The organism is Comamonas endophytica, from assembly GCF_023634805.2.
GTDB classification, from domain to species: Bacteria; Pseudomonadota; Gammaproteobacteria; order Burkholderiales; family Burkholderiaceae_C; genus Comamonas; species Comamonas endophytica.
Genome location: NZ_CP106881.1, coordinates 2,548,733 through 2,566,365, shown reverse-complemented (window position 1 = coordinate 2,566,365; position 17,633 = coordinate 2,548,733). Strand labels below are relative to the sequence as shown.

At 66.2% G+C, this 17,633-nt stretch carries 20 protein-coding genes; 10 read left to right on the top strand and 10 right to left on the bottom strand.

Translation table 11 applies throughout. The features are described from left to right. Positions 1-13: 13 nt before the first annotated feature. On the bottom strand, positions 14-934 hold the full coding sequence (locus M9799_RS11620) for a LysR family transcriptional regulator (RefSeq protein ID WP_231041838.1): 921 nt from the start codon (positions 932-934) through the stop codon (positions 14-16). Positions 935-1,062: 128 nt separating this feature from the next. On the opposite strand from M9799_RS11620, the gene lysA reads away from it, so the two are divergent. Continuing rightward, positions 1,063-2,307, top strand: coding sequence for a diaminopimelate decarboxylase (gene lysA / locus M9799_RS11615; RefSeq protein ID WP_231041837.1), 1,245 nt, complete (start codon positions 1,063-1,065; stop codon positions 2,305-2,307). Between the two features lie 334 nt (positions 2,308-2,641). Here lysA and M9799_RS11610 read toward each other — a convergent pair whose 3' ends face one another. From M9799_RS11610 to M9799_RS11595, 4 genes are all read right to left on the bottom strand, one after another. Then, positions 2,642-3,643 carry an NAD(P)H-dependent glycerol-3-phosphate dehydrogenase gene (locus tag M9799_RS11610; RefSeq protein ID WP_231041836.1) on the bottom strand — a complete coding sequence of 334 codons (1,002 nt, stop codon included), beginning with the start codon at positions 3,641-3,643 and terminating at the stop codon, positions 2,642-2,644. Between the two features lie 61 nt (positions 3,644-3,704). Beyond that, positions 3,705-4,169, bottom strand: coding sequence for a protein-export chaperone SecB (secB, locus tag M9799_RS11605; RefSeq protein WP_231041835.1), 465 nt, complete (start codon positions 4,167-4,169; stop codon positions 3,705-3,707). A 128-nt stretch (positions 4,170-4,297) separates the two neighbouring features. Further along, positions 4,298-4,555, bottom strand: a complete 258-nt coding sequence (gene grxC / locus M9799_RS11600) for a glutaredoxin 3 (protein ID WP_231041834.1) — start codon at positions 4,553-4,555, stop codon at positions 4,298-4,300. 45 nt (positions 4,556-4,600) lie between these two features. Then, on the bottom strand, positions 4,601-5,005 hold the full coding sequence (locus M9799_RS11595) for a rhodanese-like domain-containing protein (RefSeq protein WP_231041833.1): 405 nt from the start codon (positions 5,003-5,005) through the stop codon (positions 4,601-4,603). A 90-nt stretch (positions 5,006-5,095) separates the two neighbouring features. Here M9799_RS11595 and gpmA point away from each other — a divergent pair, with 90 nt between their 5' ends. The 4 genes from gpmA to M9799_RS11575 all read left to right on the top strand — a co-directional run bounded on the left by gpmA (position 5,096) and on the right by M9799_RS11575 (position 8,785). Next, the gene (gene gpmA, locus M9799_RS11590) at positions 5,096-5,839 is read left to right on the top strand and encodes a 2,3-diphosphoglycerate-dependent phosphoglycerate mutase (RefSeq protein ID WP_231041832.1); all 744 of its coding nucleotides are present in this window, start codon (positions 5,096-5,098) and stop codon (positions 5,837-5,839) included. A gap of 145 nt (positions 5,840-5,984) precedes the next feature. Beyond that, positions 5,985-7,424, top strand: a complete 1,440-nt coding sequence (locus M9799_RS11585; protein WP_231041831.1) for a S41 family peptidase — start codon at positions 5,985-5,987, stop codon at positions 7,422-7,424. 69 nt (positions 7,425-7,493) lie between these two features. Next, positions 7,494-8,246 (top strand): HesA/MoeB/ThiF family protein, encoded by a 753-nt coding sequence (locus M9799_RS11580; RefSeq protein ID WP_231041830.1) that lies wholly within the window; start codon positions 7,494-7,496, stop codon positions 8,244-8,246. 128 nt (positions 8,247-8,374) lie between these two features. Next, on the top strand, positions 8,375-8,785 hold the full coding sequence (locus M9799_RS11575) for a response regulator (protein WP_231041829.1): 411 nt from the start codon (positions 8,375-8,377) through the stop codon (positions 8,783-8,785). Here the strand turns inward: M9799_RS11575 and M9799_RS11570 are convergent. Continuing rightward, entirely contained in the window at positions 8,763-9,395 is a 633-nt protein-coding gene (locus tag M9799_RS11570; protein ID WP_231041828.1) for a response regulator, read from the bottom strand. The genes M9799_RS11575 and M9799_RS11570 overlap by 23 nt on opposite strands. Positions 9,396-9,544: 149 nt before the next feature. Here M9799_RS11570 and M9799_RS11565 point away from each other — a divergent pair, with 149 nt between their 5' ends. The 5 genes from M9799_RS11565 to M9799_RS11545 all read left to right on the top strand — a co-directional run bounded on the left by M9799_RS11565 (position 9,545) and on the right by M9799_RS11545 (position 13,432). Continuing rightward, positions 9,545-10,912 carry a sensor histidine kinase gene (locus M9799_RS11565; protein WP_231041827.1) on the top strand — a complete coding sequence of 456 codons (1,368 nt, stop codon included), beginning with the start codon at positions 9,545-9,547 and terminating at the stop codon, positions 10,910-10,912. Between the two features lie 201 nt (positions 10,913-11,113). After that, the gene (locus tag M9799_RS11560; protein ID WP_231041826.1) at positions 11,114-11,278 is read left to right on the top strand and encodes a DUF1328 domain-containing protein; all 165 of its coding nucleotides are present in this window, start codon (positions 11,114-11,116) and stop codon (positions 11,276-11,278) included. A 47-nt stretch (positions 11,279-11,325) separates the two neighbouring features. Continuing rightward, positions 11,326-11,751: a hypothetical protein gene (locus tag M9799_RS11555; RefSeq protein WP_231041825.1), complete on the top strand. Its 426-nt coding sequence runs from the start codon at positions 11,326-11,328 to the stop codon at positions 11,749-11,751. A 167-nt stretch (positions 11,752-11,918) separates the two neighbouring features. Continuing rightward, positions 11,919-12,236, top strand: coding sequence for a BON domain-containing protein (locus M9799_RS11550; protein ID WP_231041824.1), 318 nt, complete (start codon positions 11,919-11,921; stop codon positions 12,234-12,236). Between the two features lie 86 nt (positions 12,237-12,322). After that, positions 12,323-13,432: a zinc-binding metallopeptidase family protein gene (locus M9799_RS11545; RefSeq protein WP_231041823.1), complete on the top strand. Its 1,110-nt coding sequence runs from the start codon at positions 12,323-12,325 to the stop codon at positions 13,430-13,432. 18 nt (positions 13,433-13,450) lie between these two features. On the opposite strand, the gene coaD is transcribed toward M9799_RS11545, so the two are convergent. The 4 genes from coaD to M9799_RS11525 all read right to left on the bottom strand — a co-directional run bounded on the left by coaD (position 13,451) and on the right by M9799_RS11525 (position 17,607). Next, positions 13,451-13,951 carry a pantetheine-phosphate adenylyltransferase gene (coaD, locus tag M9799_RS11540; protein ID WP_231041822.1) on the bottom strand — a complete coding sequence of 167 codons (501 nt, stop codon included), beginning with the start codon at positions 13,949-13,951 and terminating at the stop codon, positions 13,451-13,453. A gap of 91 nt (positions 13,952-14,042) precedes the next feature. Continuing rightward, the gene (gene rsmD, locus M9799_RS11535; RefSeq protein ID WP_231041821.1) at positions 14,043-14,780 is read right to left on the bottom strand and encodes a 16S rRNA (guanine(966)-N(2))-methyltransferase RsmD; all 738 of its coding nucleotides are present in this window, start codon (positions 14,778-14,780) and stop codon (positions 14,043-14,045) included. Then, on the bottom strand, positions 14,777-16,147 hold the full coding sequence (locus tag M9799_RS11530) for a M16 family metallopeptidase (protein WP_231041820.1): 1,371 nt from the start codon (positions 16,145-16,147) through the stop codon (positions 14,777-14,779). Before M9799_RS11530 ends, rsmD begins: the two co-directional genes overlap by 4 nt. 20 nt (positions 16,148-16,167) lie before the next feature. After that, on the bottom strand, positions 16,168-17,607 hold the full coding sequence (locus M9799_RS11525; RefSeq protein WP_231041819.1) for a M16 family metallopeptidase: 1,440 nt from the start codon (positions 17,605-17,607) through the stop codon (positions 16,168-16,170). Between the last annotated feature and the right edge of the window lie 26 nt (positions 17,608-17,633).

Genomic DNA, 17,633 nt, shown 5'->3' with positions numbered 1-17,633 from the left:
TGCGCCGGCCGGGTCATGTGCGCGGCGCGAGCCGCTGCGCCAGCGCCGCCGCTTCCTCCTGCAACGCCTGCAGCAGCGGCTGCACCTCGGGCAGCGCGGGCCGGTGCAGCGGCAGCAAGGCCTGCACGCGAAAGGGAATGGAAAACGCCAGCGGCCGCCATGCCAGTTTCGCGCTGGCGCAGGCCAGCGCCGTCAGCGGATTGACGATGGCCAGCCCCAGCCCCTGCTCGACCATCGCGCAGACCGCCACCGCGTTGTGCGTCTGCACGCGCAGCTGGCGCGCCACGCCGGCCCGGGCGAACACCGCGTCGATCTGGCGCCGGTAAGGATCGTCGGCCGACAGGCTCACGAAGGGCTGCCCGGCAAAGTCCTCGGCGCGCAGCAGCGTGCGCGCGGCCAGTGGATGGTCCGCGGGCAGCACGCAGACTTCGTCCAGCGCCAGCAGGGGCAGCGCCTGCGTGCCCGCGGGCGCGGCATCATGCTCGCTCAGCCCCAGGTCGAAACGCTGCGCCGCCATCCACTCCTCGAGCAGCGGCGACTCCTGCGGCGTCACGGCAAGCCGCGCCTGCGGATAGCGCGCCAGCAGGCGCGCCGCTGCGCCCGGCAGCAGCGCATGGCTCAGCGCCGGCAGGCACAGCACGCCGATCTGCGCCTCCTCGGCGCGGCCCAGCGCCAGCGCCCTGTCGACCACGCGCTCCAGTCCCTGCCACGAGCGCTGTACCTCGTCCCACAGCGCCAGCGCGCGCGCATTGGGTCGCAGCCGGCCCTGGCTGCGCACGAACAGCGGGTAGCCCAGCAGCTGCTCCAGGCGTGCCAGCTCGCGGCTCACCGTGGGCTGGGAGCTGGCCAGCAGCGTGGCGGCGCCGGTCGCGCTGCCCGTGGTCATCACGGCGCGAAAGACTTCGATATGGCGGTGGGAGATGCGCGAGCTCATGCTCTCAGCATATCCAAAATGAATGGCATGGCGAAAACAAAGCATTGGACTGCATGCGCCGGCACGCGCATGATGGCGCCCATTGCGCGCGTACCTGCGCGCCTTTTTTGCCTCTGGCCTGCAAAACCATGACCTGCCCCTTCACTTCCGCCCAGCTGTGGGCCCTGGCCGACCAATACGGCACCCCGCTGTGGATCTATGACGCCGCCACCATCCGCGCGCGCATTGCCCAGCTGTCGCGCTTCGACACCATCCGCTTCGCGCAGAAGGCCTGCTCCAACATCCACATCCTGAAGCTGATGCGCGAACAGGGCGTGAAGGTCGACGCGGTCTCGCGCGGCGAGATCGAGCGCGCGCTGGCCGCGGGCTTCAGCACTGGCGGCACGCATTCCGAGATCGTCTTCACCGCCGACGTGATGGACGAAGCCACGCTGGCCACCGTGGTCGAGCACCGCGTGCCGGTGAACGCCGGCTCCATCGACATGCTGCACCAGCTGGCCGCGGCCTCGCCGGGCCATGCCGTGTGGCTGCGCATCAACCCCGGCTTCGGCCACGGCCACAGCAACAAGACCAATACCGGCGGCGAGCACAGCAAGCATGGCATCTGGCACACCGACCTGCTGCCCGCGCTGGATGCGATCCGCAGCGGCGGCCTGCATCTGGCCGGCCTGCACATGCACATCGGCTCGGGCGTGGACTACGGCCACCTGTCCGAAGTCTGCGGCGCCATGGTGCAACTGGTGCGCACGACCAAGGATGCGGGCCACGACCTGCAGGCGATCTCGGCCGGCGGCGGCCTGTCGATTCCCTACCGCGAAGGCGATCCGGTCATCGATACCGCCCACTACCATGGCCTGTGGGACGCGGCGCGCAAGCAGGCCGAGGCCATCGTCGGCCACGCGCTGGGCCTGGAAATCGAGCCGGGCCGCTTCCTGGTGGCGGAATCGGGCGTGCTGCTGGGCACGGTGCGCGCCACCAAGAACGCCGGCAGCAACCACTTCGTGCTGGTCGACACCGGCTTCAACGAACTGATGCGCCCCTCGATGTACGGCAGCTTCCACGCCATGCACATCGAGCGCCGCGACGGCGCCAGCCTGCCCGCGCGCGACAGCGTGGTTGCCGGCCCGCTGTGCGAATCGGGCGACGTGTTCACCCAGGGCGACGGCGGCGTGGTGCTGCCGCGTTCTCTGGCCGGCGCCAGCGTCGGCGACCTGCTGGTGATCCACGACACGGGAGCCTATGGCGCCTCGATGTCGAGCAATTACAACACCCGCCCACTGGCGGCCGAGGTGCTGGTCGATGGGGAACGCGTGCAGTTGATCCGACGTCGGCAGACGGTGGAGGAGTTGCTGGCGCTGGAGATGGGGTTGTAAGGGTTGCCGAGAGGGATCGCTGCTCTCGCTTTCGAGAGCAGGCCGTCCATCCTTCGACAGGCTCAGGACGAACGGTTCGAATTTGCGCCATGCCTGTCCGCCCGTGATGGGCTTGCCTTAAACCGCTCGTGATGAGCTTTGGTGAACTTTTCCTTAGCGTTCGTGGTGAGCTTTGGTGAACTCTTCCTTACCGTTCGTGGTGAGCTTTGGTGAACTCTTCCTTACCGTTCGTGGTGAGCTTTGGTGAACTCTTCCTTACCGTTCGTGGTGAGCTTGTCGAACCATGAAGGGCCTGCCCAAGAGAAAAAGCATGCCCTCCCCAAAGCCTCGGGGCCTACTCCTCCCGCGGCCCCCGCTCCATCAGCGACCGCACCGCCTCGCCCGCATGCAGCCGCCCGTCCAGCAGCGCCAGCACGGTCTCCGTGATCGGCATCTCCACGCCCAACTGCTGCGCGCGCTGCCACACGGTGCGCGCGCTGTAGACGCCTTCGGCCACATGTCCGAGCGACTGCACCGCCTGGTCCAGGGTCTTGCCCTCGGCCAGCAGCAGCCCCACCTTGCGGTTGCGTGACAGGTCGCCGGTGGCCGTGAGCACCAGGTCGCCCAGGCCGGACAATCCCATGAAGGTCTTCTCGGTCGCGCCCAGCGCCAGGCCCAGCCGCGTCATCTCGGCCAGCCCGCGCGTGATCAGCGCCGCGCGCGCGTTGAGACCGAGCTGCAGCCCGTCGCACAGGCCCGTGGCAATGGCCAGCACATTCTTCACCGCGCCGCCGACTTCCACACCGACGATGTCGGTGCTGGCATAGACGCGCACATGGCCGCTGTGGAAGGCGGCCACCAGCGCCTCGCAGACCTGCGGATGGGTGCTGGCCGCGACCAGCGCCGTCGGCTGCTGGCGCGCCACCTCGAGCGCGAAGCTCGGCCCGCTGAACACGCCGGCGCGCAGCCGCGGCGCCACGGCCGCGCAGATCTCGTGCGCCATCAAGCCGCCCTCCGATTGCGCGGACGCGGCCTCGAAGCCCTTGCTGAGCCAGGCCACGGGCACCGGGCAATCGGCCAGGCGCTGCAGCCATTCGCGCAGCGCCGCCATCGGCGTGGCAATGATGATCAGATCGGCTGCGGCCGTATGGCACGTGAGGTCGCCATCGATGACCGCCAGCCGGGGCGGGAAGGAGATTCCGGCCAGGTAGCGCGTGTTTTCACGCGCCGTGCGCAGCGCCTGGGCCTGCTGCGCATCGCGCGCCCAGAGCTGCACCGCATGGCCCGCGGGATGCGCGGCCGCGCTCATGGCCAGCGCCGTGCCCCAGGCACCGGCGCCGATGACGAGAATATTCATGGCGGCAATCCGCGTTGGCGCGGGCGCCGGGCGCCCCGCGCGCGACGCCCGGCGCAGACGCTCATTGCAAAGCGGGGTTCGCGTCGCCGCCCTGGGCCGCGGCCTGGGCCTGCTGCTGCTCGTACATGGCCTGGAAGTTGATTTCCGCGAGGTGCACGGGCGGGAAGCCGGCGCGGGTCACCACGTCGGCCACGTTGCCGCGCAGGTAGGGATAGATGATCTGCGGGCAGGCGATGCCGATCACGGCGCCCATCTGGTCTTCGGGAATGTTGCGGATCTCGAAGATGCCTGCCTGCTTGGCTTCGACCAGAAACACCGTCTTGTCCTGGATCTTGGTCTGCACGGTGGCCGTGACGGCCACTTCGTACACGCCTTCGACCACGGGAGTGGCTTCAACGCCGAGCTGGATGTCCACGCTGGGCTGCTCCTGCTCCAGCAGGATGGCTGGCGAATTGGGCTGCTCGAGCGACAGATCCTTGAGGTAAACGCGCTGAATCTGGAAAACGGGATTTTCTTGGTCGGCCATGGCTTCGGTCTTTCTCGATGGAGTGAAGCGGATTCAAAACAAAGCCCGCCCGGGAGATGCTCCCGCAGCGGGCACTTGAGACGTGCATTATGCAGCCGGGCAGCGCCGCGGCCGACGCATACCGGCGTTCAGGACGCCAGCAGGGGCTGCAGGCCGCCCTGGGCGTCCAGCGCCATCAGGTCGTCGCAGCCGCCGACATGGGTTTCGCCAATGAAGATCTGCGGCACCGTGCGGCGGCCAGTGACCTGCATCATATGCTGGCGCGCGCCGGGGTCCAGGTCAATGCGGACTTCCTCGATCTGCTCCACGCCCTTGGATTTGAGGATCTGCTTCGCACGGATGCAATAAGGGCAGACGGCGGTGGTATACATCTTTACAGCTTGCATTGGTCTTCTTTCTTCAAAGGGACAAAACCCACAGGTGGGGGCGGATCAAGCTTTTGCAACCGGCAGATTGGCTTCGCGCCAGGCCTTCATGCCGCCGGCCAAGGCCTGGGCACGAGGATAACCGAGCTTCCTGGCGATGCCCTCGGCGCGCATCGCGCGCGGGCCCGTGGCGCAGACCAGGATCACCGGCAGCGCCTTGTTCTTGACGACGCCCGGCAGCCGCTCCTGCAGCTCGGCCAGCGGGATGTTGCGCGCGTTGTTCACGTGGCCCGCGGCGAATTCCCCGGCCTCGCGCACATCGATCACGACTGCCTTCTCGCGGTTGATCAGCTGCACCGCGTTGGTGGCCGTCAAGCCGCCGGCGCCGCCCTTGGCCAGGGGCATGAGCAGCATGGCGGCGGAAACCAGCGCCAGCAAAATTAAATACCAGTTGTCGATGATGAAATTCACGTCATTCCTTGGGTTGGCAAACCGGTCAATTTTAGAATGGCAGACTTTGACCTCCGGTCATCTCCTGCTTTTTCAGCCTTAAGGGACTCCATGTTCAAGCTTGTTCTGATACGCCACGGTGAATCCACCTGGAACCTTGAAAACCGCTTCACCGGCTGGACCGATGTGGATCTGACCCCCACCGGCGTGGAACAGGCGAAGAACGCCGGGCGCCTGCTCAAGGCCGAAGGCTATGACTTCGACGTCGCCTACACCAGCGTGCTCAAGCGCGCCACGCGCACCCTCTGGCACACGCTCGACGAGATGGACCGTACCTGGCTGCCCGTGGTGCACAGCTGGCGCCTGAACGAACGCCATTATGGCGGCCTGCAGGGCCTCAACAAGGCCGACATGGCCAAGCAGTATGGCGACGCGCAGGTGCTGCAATGGCGCCGCAGCTACGACATCCCCCCGCCGGCGCTCGAAGCCAGCGACGCGCGCAGCGAGCGCGGCGACCTGCGCTACGCCAAGCTGCAGCCCGAGCAGATCCCGCTGACCGAGTGCCTCAAGGACACGGTCGCCCGGGTGATTCCATTCTGGAACGAATCGATGGCCCCTGCGATCCTTGCCGGCAAGCGCGTCGTGGTCGCGGCGCATGGCAACTCGATCCGCGCGCTGATCAAGTATCTGGACAACATCTCGGATGACGAGATCGTCGGCGTGAACGTGCCCAATGGCATCCCGCTGGTCTATGAGCTCGACGCGGAGCTCAAGCCGGTGCGCAAGTACTATCTGGGCGACGCCGAAGCCGCCGCCAAGGCCGCGGCCGCCGTCGCGGCGCAGGGCAAAGCCTGAGCCAGACGGCGTACGTCCGGCACGGCAATTCACAAGACGGCACAATAGGACACCGGTCGCGCCATGCGCCGGTGCCTTGAGGCTGCTCCGGCCAACCGCCCGGAGCCGGGACCTGCGGGGTTTATTGAAGCGGTAAAGGTTTTTTATGGGCCAAAAACTGAAAATTGCTGGATGGGTCTCCGCTGGCGTCCTTGCCGGTGCCTTGACAACGGTGTCCCTGCAGACCATGGCCCGTGGCGCCATGTCCCCCCTGCCGTTGGAAGAAATACAGCAGCTGTCGGCGGTGTTCGGTCTGATCAAGACCGACTACGTCGAGGCGGTGGACGACAAGAAGCTCATCACCGACGCCATTTCCGGCATGGTGGCCAGCCTCGACCCGCATTCCCAGTATTTCGACAAGAAATCCTTCAAGGAATTCAAGGAAGGCACTTCCGGCCGCTTCGTCGGCGTTGGTATCGAGATCACGCAGGAAGACGGCCTGATCAAGGTGGTTTCGCCCATCGAAGGCTCGCCCGCGTTCCGCGCCGGCCTCAAGACCAACGACCTGATCACCAAGATCGACGACACGGCCGTCAAGGGCCTGTCGCTCAACGATGCAGTCAAGCGCATGCGCGGCGAGCCCAACACCAAGGTGCTGCTGACCATCCTGCGCAAGGACGAGAGTCGCAGCTTCCCGGTCACGATCACGCGCGAGGAGATCAAGACCCAGTCCGTCAAGGGCAAGGTCATCGAGCCCGGTTACGCCTGGATCCGCCTGAGCCAGTTCCAGGAACGCACGGTGGACGATTTCGTGCGCAAGGTCGAGGAGATCTACGCCAAGGAGCCGGCACTCAAGGGCCTGGTGCTGGACCTGCGCAACGATCCGGGCGGCCTGCTCGATGCCGCCGTGGCGATTTCGGCCGCCTTCCTGCCTGAAGGCGTGACCGTGGTCTCGACCAACGGCCAGCTCGAGGAAAGCAAGGCCACCTACAAAGCGGTGCCGCAGGATTACCTGCGTCGCGGCCAGGGTGATCCGCTGCAGCGCCTGCCGGCCGCCCTCAAGAAGGTGCCGCTGGTGGTGCTGGTCAACGAGGGCTCGGCCTCGGCCAGCGAGATCGTGGCCGGTGCGCTGCAGGACCACAAGCGCGCCAAGGTGCTGGGCAGCCAGACCTTCGGCAAGGGCTCGGTGCAGACCGTGCGCCCCCTGGGCCCCGACACCGGCATCAAGCTGACCACGGCGCGCTACTACACGCCCACCGGCAAGTCCATCCAGGCCAAGGGCATCGTGCCCGATGTCATGGTGGACGAAACCGCCGAAGGCGACCTGTTTGCCGCGCTGCGCATGCGCGAAGCCGACCTCGACAAGCATCTGGGCAGCGGCCAGGACGACGAGAAGGCCGCCGAGGCAGCGCGCGAGAAGGCCCGCGAGGAAGCGCGCAAGCGCCTGGAGCTCGAAGCCAAGAAGCCTGCCGCGGACCGCAAGATGCCCGAATACGGCTCGGCGGAGGACTTCCGCCTGCAGCAGGCCCTGCGCCAGCTTAAGGGCGAGACGGTGCAGGTCAGCAAGACGCTGACCGAGCGCCCCCCGGAAAAGAAGGAAGATTGAGCTTCCTCTCCAAGGCAGAAGGCCGGGCCACCGCCCGGCCTTTTTCATTGACCCCACACTCCTGACGCAATGACCGACGACCAGCTTCTGCGCTATTCACGGCATATCCTGCTCGATGACATCGGCATCGAGGGCCAGGAACGCATTCTTGCCGCCCACGCGGTGATCATCGGCGCCGGGGGCCTGGGCTCGCCCGCGGCACTGTACCTGGGCGCAGCCGGCGTGGGCCGCATCACGGTGGTCGATGACGACAGCGTGGACCTCACCAACCTGCAACGGCAGATTGCCCATACCAGCGAGCGTGTGGGGCACTCCAAGGCCGAATCGATCCGCGCCGCGGTGCATGCCATCAATCCCGGCGTGCAGGTCACGGCGTTGCGCCAGCGCGCCGACGCAGCCCTGCTGGACGCCCTGCTGCCCGCCGCCTCCATCGTGCTCGATTGCAGCGACAACTACCGCACCCGCCACCTCGTCAATGCTGCCTGCGTGCGCCACCGCATACCGCTCGTCGCCGCCGCGGCACTGCGCTTTGACGGGCAACTGATGGTCATAGACCCGCGCGACGCCGGGTCGCCCTGCTATGCCTGCGTGTTTCCGCCCGAAGCCAGCTTCGAGGAGGAACAGTGCGCCACCATGGGCGTATTTGCGCCGCTGGTCGGCACCATGGGCAGCCTGCAGGCGGGCGAAGCACTGAAATTGATCGCTGGCTGTGGCCAGCCCGCCACAGGCCGATTGGTGATGTTCGACAGTCGCAGGCTTGACTGGTCGGCCATGAAGACGCAAAAAATAACGGATTGTTCCGTGTGTAGTAACCATTTGTAGGAATCAACCTACTTTGGCAGCCCTCAGTCGCTGGCAAAATGATCCGATGGACGTCCAAACACTGTGTGGGCTGCCACGCCGCAGTGGCTACCTGAACTTCGGCCGCCGCCCATAACCTGGACAACACCGTGAAATTGCGTACGTATATTGTTGAAGACAATGCCACCATTCGAGAAAACCTGATTGCGACTTTGGAAGAGCTGGCCGAAATCGAATCAGTGGGGATCGCCGAAACGGAGTCCGATGGCACTGACTGGCTGACGCGCAATGCCGAGCAATGGGATCTCGCAATTCTGGACCTGTTCCTGCGCCAGGGCAGTGGGCTGGGGGTACTCGCCGCCTGTGGCAAGCGGCTGCCGCACCAGAAGATCGTGGTGCTGAGCAACTACGCCACGCCCGACGTGCGCACGCGCTGTGCGCAGCTCGGGGTCGACGCAGTCTTCGACAAATCCAATGAGATCGACGCGCTGGTGGACTATTGCATCCAGGTCAGCGCGGATCACAAGAGCGCGTTGCTCAATCGATCAAACGGTTCTTGAGCGCGTAGTAGGTCAAGTCGCTGTTCGAGGACAGCGCCATCTTCTCCATCAACCGTGTGCGGTAAGTGCTCACGGTCTTCACGCTCAGCGACAGCGACTTGGCGATGTCGCCCGCGGTCTCGCCGCGCGCCAGCTTGAGGAACACCTGGAACTCGCGCTCCGAGAGCTGCTCGTGGGCCGGTGCGTCATCCTTGCGGTTGAGCTGCTGCGCCAGCAGGTCGGCCACCGCCGGGGTCAGATAGCGCCGCCCCAGTGCGATGGTGCGGATGGCTTCGGCGATCTCCTGCGGATCGCATTCCTTGTTGAGATAGCCGCTCGCGCCCTGACGGATCAGGTTGATGGCGTAATGCTCTTCAGGATAGCCGCTGAGGATCAGGATCCCCATGTCAGGCGCCTTGGCGCGCAGCATGGCCAGCGCGTCGAGGCCGCTTTGCCCGGGCATGGACAGGTCCATCAGCAGCACATCGATTTCCTGCTCGCGCACCAGGTCAATGGCCTCGCGGCCGTTCGAGGCCTCCCCCACCACGCGCAAATCCACGTGCTCCGATAAAAATTGACGCAAACCCGAACGGACGATCGCGTGGTCATCCACAATGCCTATCTTGATCATTGAAGTTTCTCTCCCTCTTTGGGCGGGCAACTGCCCTTTAGCTACCACAAGTGAACACTTAGTTACGACACACCTGCTGGGCCACGGTGTATCGAGGTGTCTTGATTATGCAGAATAACTCGCTGAAACTCCGCACCAGGAGGAACTTCATGCGCTGGTCACAACTACGCAGGCTCGCCATCAGCTTGCCACTTGCCATTTTGGCAGCCGTTTTGCTCGTTGGCATCAACGAAGTGGGTTACAAGCGTTCGCGCGATGCGCTGGACAATTTGTCACACATCCACAATGCCCGGGCATCGCTCAGCATGCTGCTGCAGAACATGCTCGATGCCGAAACCGGCATGCGCGGCTACCTGCTGACCAACGACGAACGCTATCTCGAGCCCTACGAGAAGGCAGTGGCCTCGGTCAACGGCAATCTCGACAACCTGCGCAACATCTTCATGGCCTCGCGCCCGGATCTCGACACCTTCGCGCCGCTGTCGCGCCAGGTGGCACGCAAGCTCTCCGAAATGGAGCTGAGCCTGCGCCTGTACCGCCAGGGCAACGAGGAAGCTTGGCGTTTCGTCATGTTCACCGACCTGGGCAAGGAGAACATGGATGCGATCCGTGCCTACAGCCAGAACCTGATGGAGAGCACCACCGAGCGCAGCCGCATCAGCCAGGCCAACATCGAACAGTCGCTGCTGCTGTCGCGCATCGGCATCGCCACGGTGACGGTGATCGGGCTGCTGGCGTTCTACATGTACCTGCGCCAGGCCCACAGCCTGCAGGCCTCGCACGAGCGCGAGCAGGAACTGCAGCGCGACGAACGCCTGCGCCTTGAGGAGCTGGTGCGCGAACGCACCGCCACCCTGACCGAGCTCGCCAACCACCTCCAGCAGGTGCGCGAGGACGAGCGCGGCCATCTGGCGCGCGAGCTGCATGACGAGCTGGGCGCGCTGCTGACGGCAGCCAAGCTCGACGTGGCGCGCCTGAAGTCGCGCATCGACATGTCCACGCCGGAGATCTCCGAGCGCGTGCAGCATCTGATCGAGGCGCTCAACAGCGGCATCGCACTCAAGCGCCGCATCATCGAGGACCTGCGCCCCTCCTCCCTTGCCAACCTGGGGCTGATCACCTCGCTGGAGATCCTCACGCGCGAATTCGCCCAGCGCAGCAACATCGAGGTCGAAGCCAACCTCGAACCGGTGGACCTGCCCGAGACCACCCAGCTCACGGTCTACCGCATCGTGCAGGAATCGCTGACCAACATCGGCAAATACGCCAAGGCCAAGAACGCGGTCGTGACGGTGCACAACTACCCGACCTATGTCGCGGTGCAGATCCAGGACGACGGCGAAGGCTTCGAGACCGGCACCGTGCGCCTGAACTCGCATGGGCTGGCCGGCATGCGCCACCGCGTCGAGGCTGCAGGCGGCCGGCTCACGGTGTCATCGGAAGTCGGCAAGGGCACCACCATCTCCGCGGTGATCCCGGTCACCGCCGCCGCGCCCGCCCCTGCGATTGCGGCATGAGAAACAGCCAGGCCCGCGGCCTGGCTGCACGGCGGCAAGTGTAGGAGCGGGACGACTCCTTTGACCTCCACAAAGCTGACAATGGGCCTCGCCCGACACTGGCAGCGCCGCAATGGTCCGGCCCCTAGAGTTGTTGTTACAGCACTGCTGGCAGCAAGCACTCTTCAGACTTGCTCCTGCACGCTTTCATAGGAGAACTGCATGCTGCATTACGCTGTCATCTTTCTGGTCATCGCCCTGATTGCCGCCGTCTTCGGCTTCGGCGGCATTGCCGCAGGTGCCGTAGGCATTGCGAAGATCCTGTTTTACGTCTTCGTGATCATGGCCATCGTGACATTCGTGCTCAGCCTTCTCAAGAAGCGCTGAACCCGTCAGGCCCCCTGCCACACCCGCAAACTTCAACGGAGGATTCCATGAACATGAACAACAACGCCGATACCCAGAAAGCCGCCGACGCCACCAAGAACCTGGTCAACAACGCTGCCGACAGCGCCAAGGAAGGCGTGAACAGTGCTGCAGAAACCGCCAAAGAAGGCGTGAACGCCACCCGCAAGGCTGCCACCGAGGCTGCCGACAAGGTTCAGGAAGGCCTGGAATCCGCACAGAAGCAGGTTGCCCCCGTCATTGACGACCTGGCCGCCCGCGCCCAGGAACTCGCCAGCCGCAGCATCCACTTCTGCGCCGACACTTCCGAGCGTGCACGCCAGCAGCTGCAATGCGCAGCCGAAGCCACGAACCGCTACGTGGTCGAGCAGCCCGCGAAGTCGCTGGTGATGGCCGCCGCCGCCGGTGCCGCCATCGCCACCGCCTTCATGTGGGGCTCGCGCTCGCGTCGCTGAGCCGATGGCATTGCCGGGCTGCGTTTGAAGCCTGTGGCGGCCCCTGATCGCCGCCGCTTCACGGCCCGGACCCACGGCATACCTGTTCATTTTGGTTCCCGGCCACTGGAACATCGAGAAAACCCGTGTTCCATGTGCGCCAGCCGCATCACTAAAAGGAAGAAACCATGAAATTCACCCGCGCCATTGCTTTTGCCGTCGTCACCGGCGCCACCCTGGTGGCCGCCACGGGCTGCTCCGTGTTCCGCGACCAGCAGTCGGTCGGCGCCTACATGGACGACGCAGGCATCACGACCGCCGTGAAGGCCAAGATGGCCGAAGACAAGTCCGTGGCCGCCAGCTCGATCAGCGTCGAGACCCTGAACGGTACGGTCCAGCTGTCGGGCTTCGCCAAGACCCAGGCGGAAAAGACCCGCGCGGAGCAGATCGCTCGCTCCACCAAGCATGTGCGTGAAGTGCGCAACAGCATCGTGGTGCGCCCTTGACCTGCCGGGCCCGGCAACGGGCCCGACAGCGCTCATGAACCTGGGCCGGAAGCGATTCCGGCCCTGTTCGTCGTAGGTAGGTGTGTATGCAGGTATTCAATTGCGACCAATGCGGTCATCTGGTTTTTTTCGACAGTGTGGAGTGCCTGCACTGCGGAGCGACGCTGGCGTTCCTGCCGCAGTCGCTGGAGATAGCCGCCATGGAGCCGCTCGAAAACGACAGGTGGCGGCGCACCGGGCAAAAGGGTGCCCAAACATCCGCTGTCCAGCGCTTTTGCCGCAACCGTACCGAATACAAGGCCTGCAACTTCACCGTGGACGACAGCGACCCCCATGCGCTGTGCGTGTCCTGCCGCCAGACGCGCTGGCTGCCCGACCTCTCGGATCTCGCCAACCTCAGGCGCTGGCGCCAGATCGAGGCAGCCAAGCGGCTGCTGTACTACAACCTGGCACGTCTTGGCTTGCGGCCCAGGCCGGGCGAACGCGCCCCCGTCTACCACCTGCTGGAAGACCTCGAAGGCCAGCCGCGCGTGATGACCGGGCATGACAACGGCACCATCACGCTCAATGTGGCCGAGGCCGATGACGAAGAACGCGCCCGCCGGCGGATCTCGCTGAACGAGCCCTATCGCACCCTGATCGGCCATCTGCGCCACGAATGCGGGCACTTCTTCTGGGATCTGCTGATCAAGGACACCCCCAACCTCGAGCGCTTCCGCATCCTGTTCGGCGACGAGCGCGAGGACTATGGCGAAGCCCTGCAGCGCTATTACGCCAAGGAAGACAAGCTCACCGGCTGGCAGGACAGCTTCATCAGCAGCTATGCGCAGTCGCACCCCTGGGAAGACTGGGCCGAGACCTGGGCCCACTACCTGCACATGGTGGACCTGCTGGAGACCGCGGCCAGCTACCACACCCGCGTGACCGTGCCCGATCCGGCGCAGCCGCACGACCAGCGCGTGGAAAACCCGTTTGGCGCCAACAGGCCGGACTTCGCCACCATGCTCGAGCAATGGGTGCCGCTGACGCTGTTGCTCAACAGCCTCAACCGCAGCCTGGGCCACCTCGATGCCTACCCCTTTGCGCTGTCAGCCGGGGCGCGGTGCAAGCTGCTGTGGGTGCATGAGCTGCTGCAGCAGCACCGCTATGACAGCGAGCTGCAGTACGTCGACGAGGCCGCTTCCCCGGAAATGTGATGCCCGGCGCTCTGGCGCTCACCCCGCCATCGGCCCGGCGACTTTCTGGCGCAGGCGCTCATACACATCGGCGGACACGAACTTGTCGACCTCGCCGCCCAGCGTGGCGATCTCGCGCACGAAAGTACTGCTGATGAACTGGAACTTGTCGCTGGGCGTGAGGAACACCGTTTCCACATCGGGCATGAGCGTGCGGTTCATGCCGGCCAGCTGGAACTCGTAGTCGAAGTCGGTGACCGCGCGCAGCCCGCGCACCATGGCCTTGCCGCCGCGCTGCACGACGAAGTCGCGCAACAGGCCGGAGAAGCTTTCCACCGTTACCTGCGGATAGGGCTTGACGGCCTCGCGCACCATGGCAATGCGCTCCTCGAGGCTGAACATGGTTTTCTTGTGGTGCCCCGCCGCCACTGCCACGATCACCCGGCCGAACAGCTGGCTCGCGCGCCGCACCACGTCCTCATGGCCCAGGGTGATCGGATCGAAGGTGCCGGGATAGACGGCAAGGACGTTGTCGGCCATGAGGGAAGTTCTCCAAGGTAGCGGCAATGGCGCAGGGCTTGCGCCTTGCGGGCGATTATGCCGCAGCACCTCATCCCGCCCCGGGGCTGCCTCAGGCGCCCGGGTCGTCCCCCTTGCGCAGCAGATGGGCATGCACCGCGCCGGCCTTGAGGTAGCGCTGGCGCACCAGGCCCAGCGGCGCCAGCGCCACGTCGTCCCACTCGGCGGGCGCCTCGAGATAGATCCAGCCATTGGCGGCGACAGCGCTGCAGGCCGCGCGCAGCGCGGGCAGGAACAGCGCATTCTCGGCAAACGGAGGATCGAGCAGCACCAGGTCGAAGCTGCCTGGCGCCACTTGCTGCAGGGCACCCAGCGCATCGCCGCGCTGCACCTTCACGGCTGACGCGCCCAGGCGCTGCTGCAGGCTGCGCAGCTGCGCCACCAGGCCCGCATCGAGCTCGACCATGACGACTTCCCTGGCGCCGCGCGAGGCGGCCTCGAAGCCCAGCGCGCCGGTGCCTGCGAAGCCGTCCATGCAGCGCCAGCCGCTCAGGTCCTGGCCCAGCCAGTTGAACAGTGTTTCACGCACGCGGTCGGGCGTGGGCCGCAGGCCCGGTCGCTGAGCCACGGGCAGGCGCGTGCGCCGCCACTGGCCGCCGATGATGCGGATCTCGCCGGCGCCGCTGGCGCCGGGCTTCGCCGGGGCAGACTTGACCGCCTTGCCTTTGGCCGGCGCCGGGGCCTCGGCCGCTTCGGGCAGCTTGCGCCCCCGGGTCTTGCGTTCCAGCGCGGCAATGGCATCGCCGACTGCCATCGATTGCACATCCAGGTGAATGCGGGAGCGGCTCATGGCTTGCGGGCTCCCACGGACAGGGTCACCATGCGCTCGGGTTGAAGCATGCGCGCCATGGCGGCACGCACCTCGTCGGCCGTCAATGCCTCGACGCGTTTCGTCCAGTGCTCCAGATAGTCGAGCGGCAGATCGTTCCAGGCAATGTTGGCGACATTCGCCAGCAGCTTGCGGTTGCTGTCGATGCGCAGCGCGAAACCGCCGATCAGGTTGTCCTTGGCTTCGCGCAGCTCGGCCTCGGTGGGGCCCCTGGCGACGAAATCGGCCAGCACCTGCTGCGACACCTTGATGGCTTCGGGCGCCTGGTCGGAACGCGTCTGCAGGCCGATGACGAACGCCCCCGCATGCAGGCCTGGCGCGAAGCTGCTGGAGACGCTGTAGCTCAGACCGCGCTTTTCGCGTACCTGCTCCATCAGCCGCGAGGTGAAGCCACCGCCGCCCAGGATGTGGTTGCCGACCATCACCGCCAGGAAGTCGGGGTTGCGCCGGGTGATGCCCGGCTGGCCGATCAGCACATGGGCCTGGGCCGAAGCAAAGGGAATGTCGAGATTGCGCGCCTCGGCCAGCGCCGGCACCTCGGGCAGCGCGGGCTGCTGCGGGCAGGCACTGCCGGCCGGCCGGCTAGCGGCGTCGCGGGCCTGCAGCGGTGCCAGCAGCTGCTGGACCAGCTGGTCGGCTTGTTCGCGGTCGAGCGCGCCCACGATGCTCACGCGCGCGCTGCAGGCGTTGATCAGCCTGCGGTGGAAGGACTGCATGGCGCTCACGTCGATGCGCTCCAGGGTGGCGGCGGAACTCTGCTGTCCATAGGGATGGCCGCCATAGACCGCGGCCGAGAAGGCCTTGGCGGCGACGGTGCCCGGCTGGGTGTCCGACTCCTTGATGGCCGCGCTCCAGCGCGCGCGTTCGCGCAGCCAGATGTCCTCCTGCCAGCTGGGCTCGGCGATCTGGCGCGCCGCCAGCTGCGCGGCACGGGTCAGCAGCGCGGGATCGGTGAGCGAGCGCAGCGAATAGCTGAAGCCGTCATCGTCGGCGCCCGCGCCAAAGCTGGCGCCCAGGTCGGCCCAGGCCTCGCCCAGCGCGTTCTCATCCTGCGCCGGCGCATTGCCGCTGGCGCTCACGCCCTTGGAGGCCATCAGCGCCACGGCCGAGGCCAGGCCGGCCTGCTCGGCGGGATCGCGCCGGCTGCCGGCGTCGAACGCGACCTGGACATCGACCATTGGAATGCCGGGGCTGTCGACCAGCCAGACCTTGGCGCCGCTGGGTTGTGTCCAGTGCTGGATGGGCAGCAGCGCCCAGGCGGGCGAGGCCAGCAGGCCGCCGGTCAGGGCCAGCAGGCAGCTGGCGGTTCTTGCGGAAAAAACTTTCATGCGGTCACTCCGGGGCATGCTCAATGCAGGGGTTGGTCGCCAGCGGACTCGGGGCGCCGGGGCTTGCCCGGATCGAGCGGCTGCGGCTCCAGCGTGGCGACCGTGAGCTGGTCGTCGCCGAAATAGCGCGCGGCCACGTCCTGGACCTGCGCCGAAGTGACCCTCCGCAGGTGCTGCAGCAGGCGCTCCTCGGCATCGATGGGCAACTGCATGCTCCAGTAGCTGCCCAGCCCCTGCGCCTGGTTGAACACCGAATCGCGTTCATAGATATTGCTGGCGATCCACTGCGTCTTCACGCGCTCGAGCTCGGCGGGTGCGACCCCTTCGCGCGCCACGCGCTGGACCTGCTCGCGCAGGGCAGCCTCGACCTGCGCCGTGGTCCTGCCCGCGGCCGGGATGCCCGTGAGCATGAACATGCTCGGTCCGCGGCCCAGCACGGAAGCCGAGCTGCCGGCGGAATCCGCCACGCGCTGCGGCCCCTGCTGCAGTGCACGCTCCAGGCGCGCGCCGTCATAGCCGCTGAGCACCTCGGACAGCACCAGCAGCGCCAGCGCATCCTGGTCCTGCGGGCCCAGCGTTTCCAACTGCGAGATGCCCGGCACCTTGAAGCCCAGCGCCACCAGCGCCTGCTCGGCCGGCAGCTTCACGGTGATGCGGCGCAGGCCCAGCTGCGCCGGCTCGGTGCGCGGCTTGCGCTCGGGCGTGGCGCGGGCGGGGATGCTGCCGTAGTACTTCTCGGCCAGTCGGCGCACCTGGGCGACATCGACATCGCCGGCCACCACCACGGCCGCGTTGGACGGTACATACCATTTGCGGAAGAACGCGCGCGCGTCATCCGGCGTCATGGCCTCGAGGTCGCTCATCCAGCCCACCACGGGCCGGCGGTAGGGCGAGGCGTTGTAGGCCGTCGCATAGAACTGCTCGAACAAAGCGGCGCGCGGCTGGTCGTCGGTGCGCATGCGCCGCTCTTCCTTGACCACTTCGAGCTCCCTGCGGAATTCCTCGTCGGGCCATTGGTTGTTGGCAAAGCGGTCGGACTCGAGCCGCATCACATCCTCGAGGCGCTGCGCGGGGATCTGCTGGTAATAGCCGGTGTAGTCGCGGCTCGTGAAGGCGTTGTCGCGCCCGCCCAGCGCCGCCACGCGGCGCGAGAACTCGCCCGCGCGCAGCTTCTTCGAGCCCTTGAACATCATGTGCTCCAGCACATGCGCCACGCCCGAGGTGCCGTCGACCTCGTCCATGGAGCCCACGCGCACCCAGACCATGTGCACCGCCGTCGGGGCGCGCCGGTCCTGCTGGACGATCAGCTGCATGCCGTTGGACAGCGTGAACTGCTGCGCGCGGGCAGCACTGGCGGATGCACTGGGTGGAGCACCAGGGGAAGGGTTTGCCGCAGCGAGATTTTCCGCTCCGGCGCTCAGACAGGCCACGAGGCCCAGGAGGGTAAGAGCACGTTTCATAGAATGCTGAGATTCTACGAACCTGC

What these genes read in the sequence shown, in the direction of transcription:
- M9799_RS11620 (WP_231041838.1), bottom strand. Translation starts at nt 934, where the DNA reads ATGAGCTCGCGCATCTCCCACCGCCATATCGAAGTCTTTCGCGCCGTG.
- lysA (WP_231041837.1), top strand. Translation starts at nt 1,063, where the DNA reads ATGACCTGCCCCTTCACTTCCGCCCAGCTGTGGGCCCTGGCCGACCAA.
- M9799_RS11610 (WP_231041836.1), bottom strand. Translation starts at nt 3,643, where the DNA reads ATGAATATTCTCGTCATCGGCGCCGGTGCCTGGGGCACGGCGCTGGCC.
- secB (WP_231041835.1), bottom strand. Translation starts at nt 4,169, where the DNA reads ATGGCCGACCAAGAAAATCCCGTTTTCCAGATTCAGCGCGTTTACCTC.
- grxC (WP_231041834.1), bottom strand. Translation starts at nt 4,555, where the DNA reads ATGCAAGCTGTAAAGATGTATACCACCGCCGTCTGCCCTTATTGCATC.
- gpmA (WP_231041832.1), top strand. Translation starts at nt 5,096, where the DNA reads ATGTTCAAGCTTGTTCTGATACGCCACGGTGAATCCACCTGGAACCTT.
- M9799_RS11585 (WP_231041831.1), top strand. Translation starts at nt 5,985, where the DNA reads ATGGGCCAAAAACTGAAAATTGCTGGATGGGTCTCCGCTGGCGTCCTT.
- M9799_RS11580 (WP_231041830.1), top strand. Translation starts at nt 7,494, where the DNA reads ATGACCGACGACCAGCTTCTGCGCTATTCACGGCATATCCTGCTCGAT.
- M9799_RS11570 (WP_231041828.1), bottom strand. Translation starts at nt 9,395, where the DNA reads ATGATCAAGATAGGCATTGTGGATGACCACGCGATCGTCCGTTCGGGT.
- M9799_RS11565 (WP_231041827.1), top strand. Translation starts at nt 9,545, where the DNA reads ATGCGCTGGTCACAACTACGCAGGCTCGCCATCAGCTTGCCACTTGCC.
- M9799_RS11560 (WP_231041826.1), top strand. Translation starts at nt 11,114, where the DNA reads ATGCTGCATTACGCTGTCATCTTTCTGGTCATCGCCCTGATTGCCGCC.
- M9799_RS11555 (WP_231041825.1), top strand. Translation starts at nt 11,326, where the DNA reads ATGAACATGAACAACAACGCCGATACCCAGAAAGCCGCCGACGCCACC.
- M9799_RS11550 (WP_231041824.1), top strand. Translation starts at nt 11,919, where the DNA reads ATGAAATTCACCCGCGCCATTGCTTTTGCCGTCGTCACCGGCGCCACC.
- M9799_RS11545 (WP_231041823.1), top strand. Translation starts at nt 12,323, where the DNA reads ATGCAGGTATTCAATTGCGACCAATGCGGTCATCTGGTTTTTTTCGAC.
- coaD (WP_231041822.1), bottom strand. Translation starts at nt 13,951, where the DNA reads ATGGCCGACAACGTCCTTGCCGTCTATCCCGGCACCTTCGATCCGATC.
- rsmD (WP_231041821.1), bottom strand. Translation starts at nt 14,780, where the DNA reads ATGAGCCGCTCCCGCATTCACCTGGATGTGCAATCGATGGCAGTCGGC.
- M9799_RS11530 (WP_231041820.1), bottom strand. Translation starts at nt 16,147, where the DNA reads ATGAAAGTTTTTTCCGCAAGAACCGCCAGCTGCCTGCTGGCCCTGACC.
- M9799_RS11525 (WP_231041819.1), bottom strand. Translation starts at nt 17,607, where the DNA reads ATGAAACGTGCTCTTACCCTCCTGGGCCTCGTGGCCTGTCTGAGCGCC.